This window comes from Cyclobacterium sp. 10D3-21 (genome assembly GCF_055809755.1).
Genome location: NZ_CM147924.1, coordinates 1,154,452 through 1,175,770, shown reverse-complemented (window position 1 = coordinate 1,175,770; position 21,319 = coordinate 1,154,452). Strand labels below are relative to the sequence as shown.

At 38.5% G+C, this 21,319-nt stretch carries 16 protein-coding genes; 3 read left to right on the top strand and 13 right to left on the bottom strand.

The features are described from left to right. Positions 1–314: 314 nt before the first annotated feature. A complete protein-coding gene (locus tag AC0L7T_RS04980) occupies positions 315–1,814 on the bottom strand; it encodes a M28 family peptidase (RefSeq protein WP_473341380.1) in 1,500 nt (499 codons plus the stop codon). Positions 1,815–1,990: 176 nt separating this feature from the next. Between AC0L7T_RS04980 and gcvP the strand changes: the two genes are divergently transcribed. Beyond that, positions 1,991–4,879, top strand: a complete 2,889-nt coding sequence (gcvP, locus tag AC0L7T_RS04975; RefSeq protein WP_473341379.1) for an aminomethyl-transferring glycine dehydrogenase — start codon at positions 1,991–1,993, stop codon at positions 4,877–4,879. A gap of 70 nt (positions 4,880–4,949) precedes the next feature. On the opposite strand, the gene fumC is transcribed toward gcvP, so the two are convergent. From fumC to AC0L7T_RS04950, 5 genes are all read right to left on the bottom strand, one after another. Next, positions 4,950–6,350: a class II fumarate hydratase gene (gene fumC, locus AC0L7T_RS04970; protein WP_473341378.1), complete on the bottom strand. Its 1,401-nt coding sequence runs from the start codon at positions 6,348–6,350 to the stop codon at positions 4,950–4,952. A gap of 262 nt (positions 6,351–6,612) precedes the next feature. Then, positions 6,613–7,095 (bottom strand): hypothetical protein, encoded by a 483-nt coding sequence (locus tag AC0L7T_RS04965; protein WP_473341377.1) that lies wholly within the window; start codon positions 7,093–7,095, stop codon positions 6,613–6,615. Between the two features lie 27 nt (positions 7,096–7,122). After that, positions 7,123–7,503, bottom strand: a complete 381-nt coding sequence (locus AC0L7T_RS04960) for a RidA family protein (RefSeq protein WP_473341376.1) — start codon at positions 7,501–7,503, stop codon at positions 7,123–7,125. Between the two features lie 76 nt (positions 7,504–7,579). Further along, on the bottom strand, positions 7,580–8,269 hold the full coding sequence (locus AC0L7T_RS04955; RefSeq protein WP_473341375.1) for a response regulator transcription factor: 690 nt from the start codon (positions 8,267–8,269) through the stop codon (positions 7,580–7,582). Further along, entirely contained in the window at positions 8,266–9,981 is a 1,716-nt protein-coding gene (locus AC0L7T_RS04950) for a sensor histidine kinase (protein ID WP_473341374.1), read from the bottom strand. The genes AC0L7T_RS04955 and AC0L7T_RS04950 overlap by 4 nt, the downstream gene beginning before the upstream one ends. 196 nt (positions 9,982–10,177) lie before the next feature. On the opposite strand from AC0L7T_RS04950, the gene lysA reads away from it, so the two are divergent. Both lysA and AC0L7T_RS04940 read left to right on the top strand, forming a co-directional pair. Next, positions 10,178–11,410 carry a diaminopimelate decarboxylase gene (lysA, locus tag AC0L7T_RS04945; protein ID WP_473341373.1) on the top strand — a complete coding sequence of 411 codons (1,233 nt, stop codon included), beginning with the start codon at positions 10,178–10,180 and terminating at the stop codon, positions 11,408–11,410. Positions 11,411–11,790: 380 nt separating this feature from the next. Continuing rightward, a complete protein-coding gene (locus AC0L7T_RS04940; RefSeq protein ID WP_473341371.1) occupies positions 11,791–12,030 on the top strand; it encodes a hypothetical protein in 240 nt (79 codons plus the stop codon). 711 nt (positions 12,031–12,741) lie between these two features. Here AC0L7T_RS04940 and AC0L7T_RS04935 read toward each other — a convergent pair. The 7 genes from AC0L7T_RS04935 to htpG form a co-directional block, all read right to left on the bottom strand. Then, positions 12,742–13,164, bottom strand: coding sequence for an energy transducer TonB (locus AC0L7T_RS04935; RefSeq protein WP_473341370.1), 423 nt, complete (start codon positions 13,162–13,164; stop codon positions 12,742–12,744). A 1,122-nt stretch (positions 13,165–14,286) separates the two neighbouring features. Further along, positions 14,287–14,868: a precorrin-2 dehydrogenase/sirohydrochlorin ferrochelatase family protein gene (locus tag AC0L7T_RS04930; RefSeq protein ID WP_473341369.1), complete on the bottom strand. Its 582-nt coding sequence runs from the start codon at positions 14,866–14,868 to the stop codon at positions 14,287–14,289. A gap of 7 nt (positions 14,869–14,875) precedes the next feature. Continuing rightward, positions 14,876–15,652: a uroporphyrinogen-III C-methyltransferase gene (gene cobA, locus AC0L7T_RS04925; RefSeq protein WP_473341368.1), complete on the bottom strand. Its 777-nt coding sequence runs from the start codon at positions 15,650–15,652 to the stop codon at positions 14,876–14,878. After that, complete coding sequence (locus AC0L7T_RS04920; protein WP_473341367.1) at positions 15,649–17,751, bottom strand: nitrite reductase; 2,103 nt, start codon at positions 17,749–17,751, stop codon at positions 15,649–15,651. Before AC0L7T_RS04920 ends, cobA begins: the two co-directional genes overlap by 4 nt. A 36-nt stretch (positions 17,752–17,787) precedes the next feature. Continuing rightward, on the bottom strand, positions 17,788–18,513 hold the full coding sequence (locus AC0L7T_RS04915) for a phosphoadenylyl-sulfate reductase (RefSeq protein WP_473341366.1): 726 nt from the start codon (positions 18,511–18,513) through the stop codon (positions 17,788–17,790). 129 nt (positions 18,514–18,642) lie between these two features. Further along, entirely contained in the window at positions 18,643–19,059 is a 417-nt protein-coding gene (locus tag AC0L7T_RS04910; protein WP_473341364.1) for an RrF2 family transcriptional regulator, read from the bottom strand. Between the two features lie 174 nt (positions 19,060–19,233). Next, positions 19,234–21,117 carry a molecular chaperone HtpG gene (htpG, locus tag AC0L7T_RS04905; protein WP_473341363.1) on the bottom strand — a complete coding sequence of 628 codons (1,884 nt, stop codon included), beginning with the start codon at positions 21,115–21,117 and terminating at the stop codon, positions 19,234–19,236. Between the last annotated feature and the right edge of the window lie 202 nt (positions 21,118–21,319).

Sequence of the window (21,319 nt, the reverse complement as noted above, 5' to 3'; positions counted from 1 at the left end):
GTTATCGCTAGTGTATCAGGATATAAATAATTAATCAATATACTCAATCTTTTTATTTCATTGAAAAATTATCCCTAAAACCTTTCAACAGCAGGAATTGATTAACGCTCACCTTGCCAAAGAAGCATTTCCCGCTTAAATTTCACCCTTTACTATCAATGGGCAAATAAATTGAGGGAAACTGCATCAGGAAAACCCAGCGCATTGAATTCAAATCCTATTGAAAAGACATTTTTTGAAAATGGTGAGACCATAAAAAAAGGGCTGGAACTATAGCCCAACCCTTTTTAAATCTCACTAATTGGTGACAAATATTATCTTTCATTTCGGTTATTGACGCGATCCACAGGCGTTCTGTGTGCTCTATTGGCCAAATCCCAGGCAGTATGAAATATCAACCTGGCCCGCTTTTCCATCAATTCAAATTCGATCTTATCCACGGTATCTGTTGGCTGGTGATAATCATCATGGACCCCGTTAAAAAAGAAAATCACAGGAATATTATGCTTGGCAAAATTGTAATGATCAGAACGATAATAAAACCTATTGGGATCATCCTCAGCGTCATACCTGTAATCCAAAATCAAATTGGTATAAGTAATGTTGTTGTATTCATTGACAATTTTAAGTTGGGAGGACAACATCTCAGAACCTATTACATAAATATAATCCTGATTTTCTGCATCCTGGTATTCATAATCAATCCTGCCTACCATGTCAATATTGATATTGTTCACGGTGTTTTTCAGAGGGAAAATTGGGTTTTCTGAATAATATTCAGACCCAAGTAAGCCTTTCTCTTCACCAGTAACATTTAAAAACAGGATGCTTCTCCTTGGCCTGTATCCATCTTTTGCCGCTTGTGAAAAAGCTTCTGCAATCTCCATCACGGAAACTGTACCAGATCCGTCATCATCCGCGCCATTGTATATCTCACCCGTACTACCCACACCTACATGATCATAATGAGAAGAAATCACGAGAACCTCTTCCTTTTTATCCGTTCCCTCCAGAAAGGCCATCACATTTTCAGTATTTACTAAATCTTTCTGTTTTATCACTTGATACACGACTTTCTGAACCGGAATCACTGAAGGATCATTTTTCGCTGCTTCTTTCAAATCCCCCACTGCCGTTTCGAAGATTTCCCCCATCTTTATTGAACTCACCATAAATACTGGTTTTTGCTCTGTAGGCTTATCAAACCCCATTCTCCCCTTTCCAGACAAAGTTTTGTACCTGTTGGCCATCCTATCAAAGTTCGCTTGCCCTTCCATGGTTACGATGATGGCGCCGGCCGCGCCGGCTTCCATTACCTTAGCTACTGCTTCACCTAAACTTTCTCCAATGGCCCATAAGCCTACCAATTTCCCTTCTACATCTACCCTTGAAAGGTTTTCGTCAGTCGCCAGACCTAAAAAAACCAATTCTGACTTCTTTTTTTTCTTCATATCGGCATCCCCAACAAAAACAAAATCCTCATTCAAGGTTAATTTGTTCTTGCCTACTTTGAGGGATACTTCCTTCCAACTAACACTAGACAATTGGAAAGGCTGTAGATAGCTTCCATCAACCGGGCCTTTTAGGTTTTTGTCCTTATAAAAATTAATCAGGTACTCTGCGGCTGTTTTTTGTCCCTCTTTACCTGTGTCCCGTCCTTTCAGTTCGTCCGACGCTAAATAAGTCAGGTGTTTTTTTAAATCACTCCCCTGTATCGTTGAAGCATATTTTAAGGAGAGGTCTACTTGCCCAAAAATCGGAAAGGAAAAGGCGACAATAAGCAATACAGCAACAAAAGTTGATTTATTTTTCATTTTATATATTTAAGTGATTACTAAATAGTACAATCTGCTAAGCCCAGTAAATTTCAAAAGGTTAATAAGAAGATATTTAAGCATCAATTAAACACCTAAATCAGCTAATATTTTTACCTTTGCGAATCGTTACAAGATATATTGGCTGGCCAAAATTAATCATATTTTATCTTTTTATGAAAATCAATCTCTCTTCATCCGAAAAATTTAGAAATAGGCATATTTCACCCTCTGAAAATGATCTTCAGGAAATGCTTAAAACCATAGGGGTGGACTCCCTGGAAACTTTAATAGATGAAACTATCCCAAAAAACATCCGGTTAAAGCAACCCTTACAATTACCCCCTCCTCTTTCAGAAAATCTATTTCTAAAAACTTTTAAGGCCACCGTAAGTAAAAACCAAATTTTCAAATCTTATATTGGATTGGGTTATTATGATACTTTGGTGCCTGCTGTCATCCAGCGAAACATCCTGGAAAACCCAGGATGGTACACGGCATATACGCCTTATCAGGCTGAAATAGCTCAGGGCCGATTGGAAGCTTTGATTAATTTCCAGACCATGGTCAGTGAACTTACAGGAATGAAGTTGGCCAATGCCTCGCTACTGGATGAAGGAACTGCCGCAGCGGAAGCCATGGCGATGCTGAACGCAAGCAAAGGAAAAAGCAAGAAAAAAGCCAAGACCTTCTTTATAGATGAAAAGGTTTTTGAACAGACAAAAGAGGTACTAAAAACCAGGGCCAGCCCAATAGGTATATCCTTGAAAATCGGTCCCTTATCAGATCTTGACCTGACTGACCCAGATATTTTTGGGGTTTTAATACAATATCCAAATTCCGATGGTGAGGTTATCGATTACAGTACCCTTGTAGCTTCAGCCATTGAAAATGAAGTTTCCACTGCCTTTAGCACAGATCTTTTGAGTCTCACCTTACTTAAGCCTCCGGGAGAAATGGGCGCAGATGTGGTCATTGGAAGCACCCAGCGTTTTGGTGTTCCTATGGGATTTGGAGGGCCTCATGCGGCATTTTTCGCTACCAAGGAAGCTTTTAAAAGACAAATGCCGGGTAGAATAATAGGCGTTTCGGTAGACAATTCAGGACGCAATGCTTACCGAATGGCTTTACAGACCAGGGAACAACATATCAAAAGGGAAAGAGCTACTTCCAATATCTGTACTGCTCAGGTTTTATTGGCCGTGATGGCTGGCATGTACGCGGTATACCATGGCCCTAAAGGACTAAAAGCCATTGCTTCACGTACGCATGGTTTGGCTGTAATGACATCGGAATGGCTTGGTAAACTTGGCTTTGAGCAAATAAATGAAGCTTATTTTGACACCATTCGTTTCAAAGTAGATGAAGTACAGAAAGAAAAAATTAGTGCTTTTGCCCTGTCTAAAAAGCTAAATTTCAGGTATGAAGGTGAACATATTTTATTGAGCTTTGACCAAGCAAAAACCAGGCAAGATGTCGTTGAGATCTTTGAGGTATTTGCTAAATCCACCAATAAACTTCAACCGGAAATCCCTGAAATCCCTAGTCAAATTGAGGCAACTATACCCTCTTCCCTAGAACGTGAATCCACTTACCTGGAACATGAGGTATTCCAAAAATACCATTCGGAGCATGAAATGTTGCGTTATTTAAAAAGACTAGAGAACAAGGACCTTTCATTGGTGCATTCCATGATTTCATTAGGCTCATGTACAATGAAGCTTAATGCAACAACCGAAATGATTCCTGTTACCTGGCCAGAAATTGGCCAATTACACCCTTTTGCTCCACAGAATCAGGCAGCGGGATATTATGAAATGTTTCAAGATCTTCGGAATTGGTTGAGCGAAATCACTGGATTTGCTGACACTTCCCTGCAGCCCAACTCGGGAGCCCAAGGTGAATATGCAGGACTTATGGTGATAAGAGCATACCATCAAAGCAGAGAAGAAGATTTTAGGAACGTAGTATTAATCCCTTCCTCAGCCCACGGGACCAACCCTGCATCAGCAGTGATGGCGGGCATGAAGGTAGTAATCATTCCTTGTGATGAAAAAGGGAATATAGATGTAGACGCTTTTAAGGAAAAAGCAGCTGCCCATAAGGACCAACTTTCAGCCTTAATGGTTACTTACCCTTCTACGCATGGCGTCTTTGAAGCAGCCATACAAGAAATCTGCGAACTTGTCCACGAATATGGTGGTCAGGTATACATGGACGGCGCCAATATGAACGCTCAAGTGGGGCTTACAAGTCCCGGAATGATTGGCGCTGATGTTTGTCACCTGAACCTCCACAAGACCTTCTGCATCCCTCATGGAGGAGGCGGACCAGGCATGGGACCTATTTGTGTGGCCAAGCATTTGGTTCCTTTCTTACCAGGAAATCCTTATGTCAAAACAGGAGGAGTAGCAGCCATTACCCCTATATCATCAGCTCCTTTTGGTAGCGCAAGTATATTGCCTATTCCTTATGCTTATATTGCCATGATGGGTGAAGAAGGTTTATCCAAAGCCACGAGAATCGCCATTCTGAACACCAATTATATTAAATCACGTCTGGAGTCGGATTACCCAATCTTGTATACAGGTACCAATGGACGGGCGGCTCATGAAATGATCCTCGATTGTAGGGCATTTAAAGAAGCCAGTGTGGAAGTAGAGGACATTGCGAAACGACTAATGGATTATGGCTTTCATGCCCCTACTGTTTCTTTCCCGGTACCGGGAACCCTTATGGTGGAACCTACTGAATCAGAATCCAAAGAGGAACTGGATAGGTTTTGCGATGCAATGATCTCCATTCGTCAAGAAATCAGAGAGGTTGAAGAAGGAATAGCAGACAAAGTATCTAACGTTCTGAAAAATGCTCCTCATACAGCAGCTGTTGTCATTTCAGACACCTGGGAACTCCCTTACAGTAGAGAAAAAGCTGCTTACCCTTTGCCTTTTGTCAGAGAGCGCAAGTTTTGGCCATCTGTTGGAAGAATTGATGCTGCCTATGGAGACCGCAACCTGATGTGTAGTTGTATTCCTACATCAGAATTCGCAACTGAAGAAGCATAATCCCTAAGGGGCTAAAACAAACAAACCCCAATTTGCTAACGCGAATTGGGGTTTGTCTTTCTACAGTCAGTTATTTTAAACTTCCTGTCATATTTTCGGGTCGTACCCATTCGTCAAATTGTTCATTTGTCAATAACTTAAGGTCAAGAGCAGCCTCTCTTAGGCTTGTCCCTTCTTTATGGGCCTTCTTCGCTATTTTAGCCGCATTTTCATAACCGATATGTGGGTTAAGCGCAGTGACTAGCATCAAACTATTTTCAAGATGTCTTTTTATAAATGGAATATTTGGCTCTATACCCACCACGCAATTGTCGGTAAATGACACGCAAACGTCTCCTAAAAGCCTGGCGGAGGTTAGCAAATTATTCACCATCATTGGCTTGAATACATTGAGTTCAAATTGACCACTCATCCCTCCCACAGAAACGGCTACGTCGTTGCCCATGACCTGGGCACATACCATGGTCATCGCTTCTACTTGTGTAGGATTAACTTTCCCTGGCATAATGGAAGATCCTGGTTCATTTTCCGGGATAAGGATTTCACCTATTCCAGACCTTGGGCCAGAAGATAACATACGGATATCATTGGCAATTTTCATCAGGCTTACGGCCAATTGCTTTAAAGAACCGTGGGTCTCAACCATAGCATCGTGTGCAGCCAAAGACTCAAATTTATTGGGGGCAGTTATGAAGGGATTGCCGGAAAAATGTGCGATTTTCTCTGCGACCAATGTTGCATAGCCATTTGGTGTATTCAGCCCTGTACCTACTGCAGTACCTCCAAGTGCCAACTCTGATAAATGGGGAAGGGTATTTTCAATGGCCCTTATGGCATGATCCAACTGCGCAACATATCCTGAAAACTCTTGCCCCAATGTCAATGGAGTAGCATCCATAAAGTGTGTTCTTCCGATTTTGACCACGCCCATGAATGCCTCAGACTTGGCTTTAAGGGTATCCCTAAGTTTTCTCACCCCTGTGAGGGTAGTATCTGTCACCATTTTATAGGCGGCAATATGCATTGCAGTGGGGAAAGTATCATTAGACGATTGCGACTTGTTCACATCATCGTTGGGGTGAATTTTCTTTTTTTCATCCTGCAAACTTCCGCCTAAAAGCACGTGAGAGCGGTAGGCCACAACTTCATTCACGTTCATATTGGACTGCGTTCCTGACCCTGTCTGCCATACTACGAGCGGGAATTGATCGTCTAGCTTGCCATCAAGTATCTCATCACAGGTTTGACTAATTATGTCCGCTTTGGCTTGATCCAAAACTCCCAATTCCGCATTGGTATGTGCAGCAGATTTCTTCAGAATGGCAAAAGCATGAATGATCTCCAAAGGCATCTGGTGTTTTAGACCACCAATTTTGAAATTATTAATAGATCTTTGGGTTTGGGCACCCCAGTATTTATCAGCAGGAACCTCTACTGGACCCATGGTATCTTTCTCTATCCTGTATTCCATTATGTTATATATTGATAATTTATAAATTGACTAATTATTCTGCTAAAATACGACAGGTCAGGCATAATCCATAAAGCAGAATGAAATTCTTATATTCTTGGCCCTATTTTAAGCCATTGAGCCTTTAACTCAGGCTATGCAAAAGGATTCCAATCCCTTCTCAGGAGATGTTGTATTCGCAAGAAACAGCAAGGAGCAGACTAATTTTGTCCGCCAAATTGGATCCATACGTAGTAATAGCTGGTCTATCCCCTATTTGAGGCTATAGCTTCATCTGCTCGTGGAAAAGCGCCTTGCTTTCCTTCACTTTTCTCTTAAAATGGGACCAGGCAAAGCCATAATTCCCCAACCCAATTGAAAAACATAAAAGGGCCAATTTCCAATCCTGCACTACTGAAAGGAACAAAACCGTCAAACCAAATGAAACAACGGCCCAAAAACCCAGGAAAAACGAAGCTCCTGGAAAAAACGAATAATTCAATGAGACAAGACACCCTTTAGGGAGTGGTGATATCTTACCTTTAATTAAAGGCAAGAAACTATCTGCTTTATCAATGATTTTTGAAATTCTGAAGCTGTTTTCTCCAATCTTACCATTAAAAAAAACGGACTTGCTACTGGGCAAATACCTGGTTTCATCAAGGTAATCCACACTTTTGGTGATCAACTCAAGTCTGTCCAACACCTCTTTACTTCTCAGGGTGCACACAAAAGTTTCACTATAATCGGGAACCAGTCGCACCATATTGCAACAAATTAGATAGGTGAGGTTTTACAGAACAGCTATACAGGAGATTTCCACCTGTACATCCTTTGGCAAGCGACTTACTTCCACTGTCTCTCTTGCAGGAGGGTTTGTTTTAAAATATTGCCCATAGGCTTCATTGATGGTAGCAAAGTCGCCCATGTTTTTGACAAAAATACTGCACTTGACGACATTGGAAAAAGTAAGTCCTGAAGCCCTAAGTATTGCTTCAAGATTTTTCATGACGGCATGCGTTTCCTCGGTAATATTTGAATTAAGTAATTCTCCTGAATCCGCATCAAGAGCAATTTGACCAGAGACAAATACCATACCATTGGCTTTTACTGCCTGGCTATAAGGGCCTATAGGTGCCGGAGCCTCCAGAGAATTGATTATTTCTTTTGCCATAATATTTTAAAGGGTTTAATTGACTACAAATTAAACTTTATTCATTTAAATAATCAATTAACTAGAGAAAAAGCAATTAGTTGGCGACTAGCTTAAATCCCTCCCCGTGAAGCGTAATGATCTGTACACTGTCATCCGTTTTAAGCAACTTCCGGATTTTACTTAAGTAGACGTCCATACTGCGGGCATTAAAATAGCTGTCATCTCCCCAGATTTGCTTTAATGCAAAAGAGCGGCTCACATTTTCATTCAATGAAGAAGCCAATAAGCGGAGCAGCTCATTTTCTTTTGAGGTAAGTTTATTGGTTCCCTGGGGTCCCTCCAGTAACTGCTTGTCATAGTGCAGTGTAAAATTACCAAATTGATAAGCTTTCAAAACTGTCTTTTCTCCTTGGTGGTTCGTTCTCCTTAATATGGCATTGATTCTCATTAACAACTCCTCCATACTAAAAGGCTTGGTGATATAATCATCTGCTCCAATCCGGAAGCCCTGAATAACATCTTCTTTCATGTTTTTAGCTGTAAGGTAAATGATGGGAATATTTTCCTCCACCTTCCTTATCTCCTTGCCCAAAGTAAAGCCATCTTTTATAGGCATCATCACATCCAGCAAACACAACTGATAATAATTCTTTTTATACTTGTCCCAACCCTCTTCACCATCCCTACATAAAATAACCTCATAGCCTTTCACACCCAAGTACTCTTTTAATATATCCCCTAGATTCGGGTCATCTTCTACCAGTAAAATTTTGATCTTGCTCATTTATTTTTGGGTAAGTTTATAGTAAATACGCTTCCTTGTCCTGGTTCACTGTCTAATTTTATAGTTCCTTTTTGTGCTTCCACCATGGTTTTGACATAAGAAAGTCCTAAACCAAAACCTTTGACATCATGTAAATTGCCTGTAGGCACTCTATAAAATTTATCAAATATTTTTTTCTGGGCTTCCTTACTGATGCCAATGCCCTGATCCTTTATAGAAATCGTAAAGTCATTTTCAGTTTCATTAACGGTAATTCTTATTTGAGGGGCACTTTTTGAGTACTTGGTTGCATTGTCCAGTAGATTATTGAAGATATTATTTAAATGAAAGACATCTGCATCTATCTGCCCCGTAATCAGTGAGTACTCACTACTTATTGTCCCCCCTCTATTTTCCACTATTAACTCAAAATGCTTTTTGGTGGATTCGATAAGTTCCTTTAAATCAATTTTTTCAATTTTAAGGTTAAAATCTTTCTTTTCAAGCGCTGCGGCATGAAGGACTTGTTCAACTTGTTTACCAAGTCTAATATTTTCGTCTTTGATAATATTTAAATACCGTTTGCGTAACGCTTCTTCTCCAAATAGATCGGGGTCTTGTAAGGCCTCTACAGCCAAACTAACTGTGGATATTGGGGTTTTAAATTCATGCGTCATATTGTTAATAAAGTCATTTTTTATGTCAGAGATTTTTTTCTGACGTATAATGACCTTAATGGCATAGACAAAACAAATAATGATAATACACAAAAAAACCAATGAACTTGCCAAAGGTAAAAAAACCTGCCTCACTAGGAAATTTTGTTTTTGAGGAAAATAAATCACCAAGAAGTTCTCTATTCCCAATAAATCGCTAGGAAAAAGCTCCGCTTTTATACCATGTTCTTTCAAGAATTTTAAATCTGCTACGGGGCCTATTCCAATTATTTCATTTCTATTATCTACAATCCCCAGTTCGAAGGGCTGATCAATATTTCTATTGATTAACTGATCCCTTACTTCCATTCTAACTACACTTGTATCCAGCCTGTTGAGGATATTCTGGTTTCCCTGTGACAACAGTTGATGGATCACTACCTCCACAAGCTCAATTTTCATGTTGGCTTTAACAATGCTTTCTGCCACATTCCGAGACACATTAAGTTCTTCTATAATATAATTTTGTCGTCTATTGGCATACTGACGCTTGCTCAATTTTTGATCCTGCTCACTCAAAAATTGAAGGTGCCGCTCTTTTTCAGCAAGCAAAATGGCCAATTCATCTGGGGTAAAGAGACTGGAAGCCACTTTAGGAGACATGTTAAAATATTTTTCTATCTGACTAAAGCTTTTAAGATCCCCTTCCCTGGTAGCAATTAATTTTCGGAAAGTTGGTGAAATCTGCGGAATTGGCTGGTCAAATAGCGAATCTAGCACGGACGGTCTATTGATGGCTACTTTTCTCCTTCTGACTTGCACTTGTATGGGCTCAATTGGTTCCAATAAAGCCTTTTGGAAAATGGTGTCTCTTGCGAGGGAACTTAATAGAATATCACTTGCTTCCCCTTTTTCGATCCGGTCGGAAGTAGAAGATAGTGCTTGAAATACATTTTGCTCAAAACGCTCCTCATTGATTTTAAGCACATTGCCAACCCAATAGAACTGAAAGCTTATTAAGCCCAAACTAGCCAGGGACATTAAAAAGACAATGATCTTTATACTCGTTTTTGACATATTACAAATCTAAATGATATCCTCCTCTAAATCATCTCCTTAACTTTTTTTAACACTAACCATTCAAGATAATCTTGTTACCATGCTCTTTAATAACCCAAATAAATACTCTAAAATTCCTTTTCCCAATGACTTATCTGTTTTGGATTTTAACTTTAACATGCTTTATATATCTTTGCCTGCTAAATCAAAAGCGATGGAAATCAAAAATCAACAATATTGCATAGGGGAAATCCCTCTACTGGATATCGCCCAAAAATACGGAAGTCCTGTTTATGTATATGATGGGGCCAAAATCCTACATCAGATAGATGCTTTGAAACAAGCTTTTTCTGATGTAAAGATGAAAATAAAATATGCTACAAAAGCCCTTTCAAACATCAATATTCTAAAATTGATGAAGCAGGCTGGCACTGGTGTCGATGCCGTTTCCGTGGAGGAAATAAAACTTTGTCTACATGTAGGGTTCTCTCCAGAAGAAATCATGTACACACCAAACTGTGTGGATTTTGATGAAATCAAGCAGGCGGTTGCGTTTGGTGTAATGGTCAATATTGACAGTATTCCTATGCTGGAGCATTTTGGAACTGAATATGGCACTACTGTCCCTATTTGCATTCGTTTAAACCCACATATACTAGCTGGAGGAAATGCCAAAATATCGGTAGGCCATATTGACAGTAAATTTGGCATTTCCATTTTGCAATTAAAGCATGTGCTAAAGGTCGTCCAGGCTTATGAGCTTAATGTCATCGGCCTTCATGTACATACAGGATCGGACATTCTAGATGCCGATGTTTTCCTTAAGGGAGCTGAGATTCTTTTCGATGCCGCCAGGGAATTTCAGGATTTGTCCTTTCTGGATTTTGGAGGAGGATTTAAAGTAGCTTATAAGGAAGGGGATATCACCACAGATATTCAAGATGTAGGCAAGAAAGTTTCGGCTGCTTTTAAAGAGTTTTGTAAAGATTATGGCCGAGAGTTAGAAATATGGTTTGAACCAGGGAAATTTTTGGTCAGCGAGTGTGGCTATTTACTCACAAAAGCCAATGTGGTAAAGCCTACGCCAGCCACCACCTTTGTAGGAGTAAATTCCGGACTCAATCATTTATTAAGACCTATGATGTATGACGCCTACCATAGCGTTATAAATATTTCAAAACTTGATGGCCCGGAAAGAGTCTATACAATAGTCGGTTATATTTGTGAAACAGATACCATCGCAGCTGATCGAAAAATAAAAGAGGTAAAAGAAGGCGATATTATCGCAATAAAAAATGCTGGAGCTTACGGTTATAGCATGGCTTCAAATTATAATTCCAGGTTTAGACCTGCCGAAGTATTAATTATAAATGGTAAAGATCACCTTATACGAAAGAGGGAAACCATGGACGATATACTCAGAAATCAAATTTCTGTAGATTTTTAATAAAAGGGGCGAAAATATTTTGCCCCTTTTATTTTGCCCTTTTTTGTTATCTTTTCCAAAATACATGATAGTAAATTCATTTTTAAATCCACCAAATAAAACTTGGAGAAATCTCTAAATTCTTCTAATAAATTATTCCTTTCCACAATTTGCATATACGGAAATTAATCTATTATTTATTAAAACATAACAGCTAATAAGGATATCATTTAACTGTATTTTAATCACATAAAATAATATTTCAAAACTTGAATTACATTAAATGGCATCTATAAAACAAAATTCATTGTATAAAATGGTGATTTTGACAAACTTTTAGAAATACTATTATTCTTATAAACAATGAAAACTAAACTTAACTAACTTTTAAATTTAAAACAATGATGGCATCCAAAACGAAGGCAATAATGCAGGTCCACCTGGATCAGCAAAACAATGGGGGAATAGGCGAAGACCTATTAGAATACGCAGAAACAATGAGTGAAGCGTTGGGTATGGATACCGCGAGCATCCACAAAGAAATGCAGAATGGCGATTTAAACCATTTAATAGCGACCTTCAACAGGTATTTTGGCGAGTATATTGAATTACTTGATTCGGATCATACTATAGGTTTATGATCATCAATTTTGTAGGGCAACTTATAGCGTTTTAATCACAGCAAGATAATTCCATTGCGATAAAATTATTTTTTAATATTAATTAGGGGTAACAGCAACCCAATTGTTTAAAATAATTCATTCTTTTAACTCTCCCATATGGTGATAGAAAAGTAAAATCTGTAAACAGCAAAAGCAATACTTTTAAAAACTAAATTGTTTATTAAACATAAGCCATAAAGTGATTCTATAGGAATTTAAATTCCTTTTAAGAATTGTTTTATGGCTTATGTTTTATACCTCTTTTAACCCGAAAAAAGCAAATCTGTGTGCACAAAATGCAGGATGCTTTACTTAGAAATTCAAAACCCAAACCTTCTCACAAGGTCAGGAAAAAATTAGAAACAACCTTAATCTTCACCAAGCTGACCCACAAGCTGGCACCTCCCTAAAACAGTCTTAATAGACTGTTTATTTACGGTCGGTCCTTTGATATAATCTTTCATGGGCCCGATTTGAGCCGTTCTCGTATGCAGCGGCTGTCATTTGAGTACCTGTCCCGAAAGTGAAACAACAGGTATAACAACAATAAGTACAATTTTTTTACTTGTCAATACTTGATGTGATTTGTTAGTGTTAAGTGAAGAATTAAATTTATCTTCTTTTTCCGAACAATTTGAAAATACCTTTCTCGAAAATAAAGCAGATAGTACTTCACCCTATATTCCATCCTCAAAACCTGAAATTATAAGTAAGTCTTACATCTACTTTTTCATTACTTATTTCACCAGGTTTCCAATTTGGCATTCTTTTCAGAACTTTGACAATAGATTTATTTAGCCTTTTATCTTTTCCTTTAACAACCTGAACATCTTTAATACAGCCATCTTTACCAATAATAAAACTTACATAGGACCTACTCTTTTCACTCCTTTTTAAGTACCTAGAGCCAATATTTTCCTGAACAAATGAGTAAACCGCAACATTTCCCCCTTTAAACTCAGGCATTTTATCGGCAGTTAAATAGGTGCCAATAGAATCAACTTCATGATTAATACTGTTATACACTACAGAGTTGGAGTCAACTATTTGACCTGATAAGTCTCCGACTATCAATAAGTATATCGAAATAAGAATTACTATTTTAAAAGCCATTGTATAAACTCGGTTGGAATCTTATAACTGATATCTCAATGCAATAAGGTTTTCTATGCAATAAAACCCTCAAGTTAAAATGCATCTTTAATCCTCTTATTTTGTAGGAGTAGAATACCTAGCTTCTCCGGGCATCTATTTTTCTATTTATTCGTTGAAAATATCTTTATGAAAATAATCTAAAATAACGGTATCGCCAATTTCGTGACTTTGAATTTTCGATTAGCTATCCGCAAATCAACTCACTGATTTATGGAAATAAGAGCATTGAGGTGCGTTGCCAGAATCTGGCCCACATCAACCATAAGGAACTAAATTAGCTCAATATTTTGTTTACATTGTAATATATGAATAGCATGATTCTACAAAACAAATCAATCTTTAATTTCTTGCCATAGGCTTGCTCCTTTGCATTGAATCTTTTAATCTTATCGTCAGGGGCAATTTAATTATCCTCATAATTCGATAAACCAATCAGAATATTAAGGATCCTAACTGAAATTACGCAATTCTCTTTACTCATTGTCTAATGAAATGGTTGCTGCGGCCCATTAATTATCCAATGTTTGCTGAGATCACCTCTACCCGAAGTGTTTATCCCCAGCAAAACGAGACTGCCACACCTTTTCTCGTGTTAGTGAACCCGAAAAAGGGTTCGCAATGACGATTTAATCTGTTAAGATGATTTTAACCCGGACGCAGGTTCTTCCTTGATGGGACCACTATAAAATCAATCATTCCGTTCCTGTTTCCGACTCTCCCTGACAGTAGACAGGCTCACCAAAGCGGCGTTATGTTGACTAGGGGACTTTGATAAAATGACCTTTAATTGATTTAGGATTTCTTTGGTTTTAAGTGAAAAAACAAAATTAGCATGCTTGATTGCATTTTAGAAGATATTGTCGTTATAAAAAAACCATATGATTATGGTATAGTAATCAAAAAAAATATTATATTTAATTCTACAAATAACCAACAAAACAATGTATAGGAACAATAACAGGCTCTTACAGTCTGATTTAAGACTGAGCGAAGATGAAAAATTAAAATTATTAAAATACTACATCAACGATCTCAAAAATGAACAAATAAAAAGGGGCTAAACACCCCTTTTTTATTTGTTCATTTTTTACCTTTTTTCATCAGCCCAACTGTTAGCTTATTCAAAGCATCTACTTTTTCCTCAAAATCGCCCTTTAAAGTATCCCGGTATTTATTAATATTCTCTACCATTTCATTGATGTCATCAGGAATAACCTCTTCGAATAGCTGCCGTAACCTTTTAGCGGTGGTAGGGCTTTTTCCATTGGTGCTAATTCCGATTTTAATATTCCCCTTGGTCACTATCCCTCCGAGATAAAAATCGCAATAATCTGGTGTATCTGCTACATTTACCAACAGGTACCGTTTTTTCGCATCATGGTAAACCATTTTGTTTACTTCTTTGTCATCCGTAGCGGCGATCACGAGGTGTTTCTCGTTCAGGTAGCTGTCATTGTAAGCATTTTGTACCAATTTGATATTGGGATTGGCTTTTGCTATGGTATTTATATCTTCCAGAAAATCTTTGGAAACAACCGTTACCTTGGCATTGGGACTTGATTTTAATAGAAAGGTCAATTTTTCCAAGCCAACATTCCCGGCACCAACCAATAACGTTTCCAACTGATGTACTTTTAGGAAAACCGGGTACAGTTCATTCATTCTCTATTTAATTCAATTTATTCTCATAAACTACAGCCTCAAAAACAGCCTTTAATTTAGGACTTTCGCGGACCACATCTCCTATGATGATAATGGCAGGTGCGCCAACCTGGTCTTCATGTGCTTTTTTCTCAATATCAGCCATGGTTCCTGCCACAATTTTTTCATCACGAGTGGTTCCACGTTCTATAATGGCGATGGCTTTATCAGAAAAACCCTGCCCCTCATAGATCCGGACAATCTCCTCAAGCTTTCTAGTGCCCATTAGAAGCACAACAGTAGCTTTGGATTGACTAGCCAACAAAAGATCTCTGGACAGTTCACCACTAGAAGTAGTGCCAGTAATTACCCAATAACTTTCTGAGACGCCCCTTTTAGTCACAGGAATACCTGCAGCAGCTGGAACAGCCACTGTAGAAGAAATCCCAGGAACCACCTCTGCCTTGATACCAAACTGCTCAATATAATCGAGTTCCTCTGCCCCTCTACCAAACACAAAAGGATCGCCTCCTTTGAGCCTTACTACATGCCCAAACTTTTTGGCATAGTATACACACATCCTGTTGGTCTCTTCCTGTGGATTTTGACGGCTTCCATTACGTTTACCGACATATATCTTTAAGGCTTTATCAGGCGCATGATTAAGCAGGGAGACATCTATTAACGCATCATAAAGGACAACATCTGCCTTATTTAATGCCAAGACGCCTTTTAAGGTTATCAATTCCGGATCACCGGGACCAGCACCTACCAGGGTTACTCTTGGTCTAATCTCATTCATCATGCATGTACTTCTTTTGCTCGGTATTCGCTGATTGCTTCAAACACTTGTTCAGCAATTTTAAAATAAGCCAAAGCAAATGCTTCTGACGGTTGATTCTCTTTAAGTTGGTATACCAATTCTGAAAAAGAAGCTGAAAGATTGATCTTCTTCGTTTCGGTTAAATGCTTGTCAAATTCAATTACAAGATTGGCAAAGCTATTGGTATTGACGCCTTCTGCAGTAAGAATTGCTTTTCCAGCGTTCATCATACTTGTATAGGTTTGATAAATTCCATCAGACCATTTACCTGCTTTCAAACTGTCTTCTGCATCAGCCAATTTCTCTCTGGCTTCCAACAGCAAGGTAGACACCAAATCAATAACCACCCCAGCACATTCACCAACACCTATTGCTTTGACATACGCCTCGTCATTACCCCAATCTACAAAATCACTTTCCGTAATATTATCTGTTCCAGCAAATGGCTTTAATATTTCATAAAAATACATCTGTCCTTTGCGTTCATAATAGGCCGCATAGTTTTCTTCTTTCTCTGCACCAGATTTGAAATCATCAAGAAGCGCACGCAAAGTTTGCGGCCCTCTTTTACTAGGTACCTTGATCACCTTATCGGCAAATTTTCCTTTACCATCACCAAAAGTGGCTCCCCCTAGCAATACTTGTAGCGCAGGCAAAACAGCCTTACCTACTTTCATTGACATCCCCTGAAAGCCTATAGACGCCATATTGTGCTGACCACAGGCATTCATACATCCGGAGATCTTAATGTTTAGGTCCTTATTAAACAAAAATTCAGGATATTCATCTATAATCACTTTCTCCATCACCACTGCAGCACCAGTACTACTGGCGATACCCAGGTTACAAGTATCTGTTCCTGGGCAGGCAGTGATGTCTCCAACGGAATTGTATCCGTAATCAACCATGCCTAACTTCTTCAATTCCTGATAAAAGAAAGGAATCAATTCTTCTTTTACATCTCTAATCAAAAGATTTTGACGAAGCGTAAAGCGTATCTCGTCACTGGCATATTTTTTAACCAATTCGGCAAGTTGACGGGCTTCTTTGATATAAAAGTCTCCAAGGTGAACTTTGACACCAATAGAGAAATAACCTTTTTGCTTTTGATCCAATACATTAGTCAATTTCCAACGTCTGTAATCCTCATCTGTAGGAACTGTAAATTCAGGTACAACAGGATTAGGCAAATCTCTGACAGCATCACTGGCCGTCGCATCTATTGGATAACTCTGGAATGGAAGCGCAAGCTTTTCCTCCGCTACCAATTTCAAGAATTCTTCCACACCAAGGTTATTGATAAGGAATTTCATCCTTGCCTTCATCCTTTTGGCTCTTTCTCCATGTCTGTCAAAAACCCTAACTACTCCCTCTATAAAAGGAATAATTTGATCAGTAGGCAAGAACTCATGCACCACATCGGCATGTCTTGGTTGAGAACCTAATCCGCCTCCCAATAGCACTTTGAATCCTCTTATTTCCTTATCCCCTTCTTTTTTGACTTTGGCAATAAATCCAAGATCATGAAGATAAGAAAGTGCTGTATCCTCATCACTTGATGAAAAGCTAATTTTAAATTTCCTTCCCATTTCCTGACTAATAGGATTTCTCAGCATGTGCCTAAAAGTGGCATCAGCATATGGGGTGACATCAAACGGTTCTTTAGGATCAATTCCCGCTGTTTCTGAAGCAGTGACATTCCTCACGGTATTACCACACGCTTCTCTAAGGGTAACATCATCCTTGTCCAATTCTGCCCAAAGTTCTGGAGTATTGTCCAGACTTACATAGTGGATTTGAATATCCTGTCTAGTAGTGATATGTAACCTACCGGTAGAGTATTTTTCTGATACATCACAAATTCTGTTCAGTTTCCCAGAAGTCACCCTCCCATAAGGCAATTTAATCCGAATCATCTGAACGCCTTCCTGGCGCTGACCGTATACACCTCGTGCTAAACGAAGGCTTCTGAATTTTTCTTCATCAATTTTCCCGTTGCGAAACAGGGATATTTTATTTTCCAGTTCTAGAATTTCTTTTTCTACTACCGGGTTTTCTATTTCAGTTCTGAAACTTTGCATCTTAAATATTTTTCAATTGTAGCTTTAACTATTTTGTTAGGATTTATTGGCTGTCACACCCTGCTCATGCAATCCACATTCTTTTTGGGAAGATTCCCACCACCACCTTCCGGCACGGGCATCTTCGCCCGGTGCTATGGCACGTGTACACGGTGCACATCCAATACTTACAAAACCCTTGTCATGAAGCGTATTATAAGGTATACTTTTTTCCTTAATATAGGCCAACATTTCCTCCATTGTCCAATGTAATAGAGGGTTGTACTTCAAAATCTGGTTCCCTTCATCCCATTCCAATATTTGCATGTTTTGACGATTAGGGCTCTGCTCTGACCGAAGGCCAGTTATCCAAACCTTTTTCCCATACAAAGCACGCTTTAATGGCTCTACCTTTCTAACGTAGCAACATGATTTCCTGTTCTCTACGGATTGATAAAATCCATTGATGCCATTACTGCTGACAAGTTCTTCTACAGAAGCAGTTTGTGGATAATAAGGATTGATCGACAGACCATACTTCACTATGGTTCTAGACCAAAGGTCATAGGTCTCATAGAAAAGCCTTCCAGTATCCAGTGTAAAAACCTCAACAGGAAGCTTATTGGCGGCTATCTTCTGAGTAATAACCTGGTCTTCTTGCCCAAAAGAGGTAGAGAAAATAATTTCTCCAGGAAATAGGTCAACCAAAAGACCCATAGCATCCTCCATGGATAGTTTATTTATCCTTTGGGTAAGCTCTTTAATTTCATTTTCTTGAATCATATTGCTTCATTTTTCTGGAGGTAGCAGTGGATTAGAAAACTACCTTTGATCCAGGACTGTCAAACACAGCCAACTGGAACCACAAAAGTACACAAAACCTACAAATATTATAGAGTAAATGGAAAAAAATTATTTTCTCTCCAAAATATCCTGTAAGGTTTTCATTTCTAATATCTTAAGGGTCTCATCTCTCACCTCTGCCATTACCATATTCAGGCCGCATTTTTCCTGACTGGCACATTCCTCACAAGGCTCGTAGTAATTTAAACTTACACAAGGCAAGAGGGCAATAGGCCCGTCAAGCAAACGGATAATTTTAGACAATCGAATTTCATTGGGCAATTTAATTAGGTAGTATCCTCCACCTTTGCCTTTTTTACTCCCCAGGAGACCAGCTTTTTTCAATTCAAGCAAGATATTCTCTAAAAATTTATGCGAAATATTGTGGTGGGCTGAAATTTCCTGAATAGGTACTGCTCCCTGATCTTTATGTTTACCCAAATAGGTCAAAGCATGAAAGGCATATTTTGTTTTTTTAGATAGCATGGGCAATTGTAAAAGTTTTCTTCGAAATAAAGATAATCACTTTCCAACAGAAATTTAATTTCCCAGGTCGGTTTATGCCTATTCGAAAAAAAAATACAAGAATAAAATAAAAAAACAAGAGCCTGATATTCATCAAACTCTTGTTTCCTCAATGTAATTTTTACAAATAACTAGTTAAATCAAATCAACACTTCTCTTAACAAAAGCTGTCAACGCTTTTCCTTTTAATAAGCCTTGAGAAACCAAGGCAAGGTCAAATGCCTGCTTGGCCAGTTTCAACTGGACTTCCTCATCTTCTGTTTTTAAGATTTTATCAATCAACGGATGATTGCCATTGATTCCTACTTTATAGTTGTCAGGCATCGCTCCGTAGAAGCTCATTCCTCCACCATTTTGCGCCATGTCTTTCATCCTACGCATAAATTCATCCATAGTAATCGTCACTGGCATTTCCTCTGGGCTTGCACCTTCTATCTCTACAGCGTAAGCCTTATTGGCTATTGATTTTTCAAAAACCTCTTTAACCTTTTTAGATTGATCTTCAGAGAGCAGACTTTCATAGCCTCCCTCTTTATCTATCAATTTATCCACTACATCAGCATCTACCCTTTTCAAACTGGCGTTTTCCAACTTGCTTTCCAGGTTTTGGATAAAATGACTGTCTATTGGAGAATCCATCAACAACACATCATAGTCCTTTTTATTGGCAGATTGAATGAAAGCATCCTGGCTGTCAGCATCAGTGGCGTATAGATACACTATCTTGTCGTCTTTACCTGTCTGGAATGGTTTTACCTTTTCCTGGTATTCGTCAAGGGTAAAATACTCTCCATTGGTATTGGTAAGCAAGACAAAATCCTTGGCTTTATCATAGAATTTGTCTTCAGAGATCATCCCATATTTTACAAACAAGCCAATGTCTTTCCACTTGGACTCATAAACTTTTCTGTCTTTTTTAAAGAGTTCTCCCAGTTTATCCGCCACCTTTTTGGTGATGTAGTTGTTGATTTTCTTAACATTGCTGTCTGCCTGTAAGAAACTTCTTGATACATTTAGTGGTATGTCTGGTGAATCGATCACACCATGAAGTAACATTAAAAATTCAGGGACAATGTCTTTCACTTCATCCGTAATAAATACCTGACGGCTGAAGAGTTTTATTTTGTTTTTTTGAAGTTCAAATTCATTTTTAACCTTCGGGAAATACAATACACCTGTAAGGTTAAAAGGGTAATCCACATTCAGGTGAATCCAGAAAAGTGGGTCTTCACTCATTGGATACAGCTCCTTGTAGAACTTTAAGTAGTCCTCATCTGTAAGATCATTTGGTGAAAGTGTCCAAATAGGGTTGGTTTCATTGATGATATTATCAACCTCAACAGATTTCCATTTCTTTTCTCCCTTGTCATCTACGCCATCTTCAACGTTCTCTGATTTGGTACCAAATCGAATAGGAACTGGAAGAAACTTAGCATATTTATCTAGTATACCCTGGAGTTTAAACTTATCAAGAAACTCTTCAGATTCACTGTTGATATTAAGTGTGATTTCGGTTCCTCTCTCTGTCCTTTCCCCAGGACCGATTTCAAACTCAGTACTTCCATCGCAAGTCCACTTGGCAGGCTCAGCACCTTCTTGATAGGACAAAGAATCGATCACAACTGTATCTGCCACCATAAAGGCAGAATAAAAACCTAAACCAAATTTTCCAATAATTTCATTGGCATCCTTGGCATCTTTAAATTTCTCAACAAATTCGGAAGCACCAGAAAAGGCAATTTGGTTGATGTATTTTTTGATTTCCTCCGAAGTCATGCCTAGTCCACGATCGGTGATTTTAATCCATTTGTTGTCTTTATCAAAGCTAACATCAATGGTTAAGTCGCCCAAATCTCCTTTGTACTGACCTAAAGTAGCCAGTCTCTTGATTTTCTGTGTAGCATCCACTCCATTGGATACTAACTCTCTTAGAAAGATTTCATTATCAGAATACAAAAATTTCTTGATAATGGGGAAGATATTTTCGGTATGAATCGAAATTGTACCTTTTTCCTGCATGGTATTTTTTATTTTTATTTAAACAAAGTCAATTATTATGAAATTGCTTAAATCAAGACTTGTTCCAAACTCATTTTAATGTCAAATTGTCAGTGTCGCTTTAAATCATAGAGGAAGAGTCAATAAATTTTCGTGAAATTTCCCACCTGCTTATTTAAAGGCACCGTTTACAGTGTTTTTCGAAAAGGAATTAAAATATTTT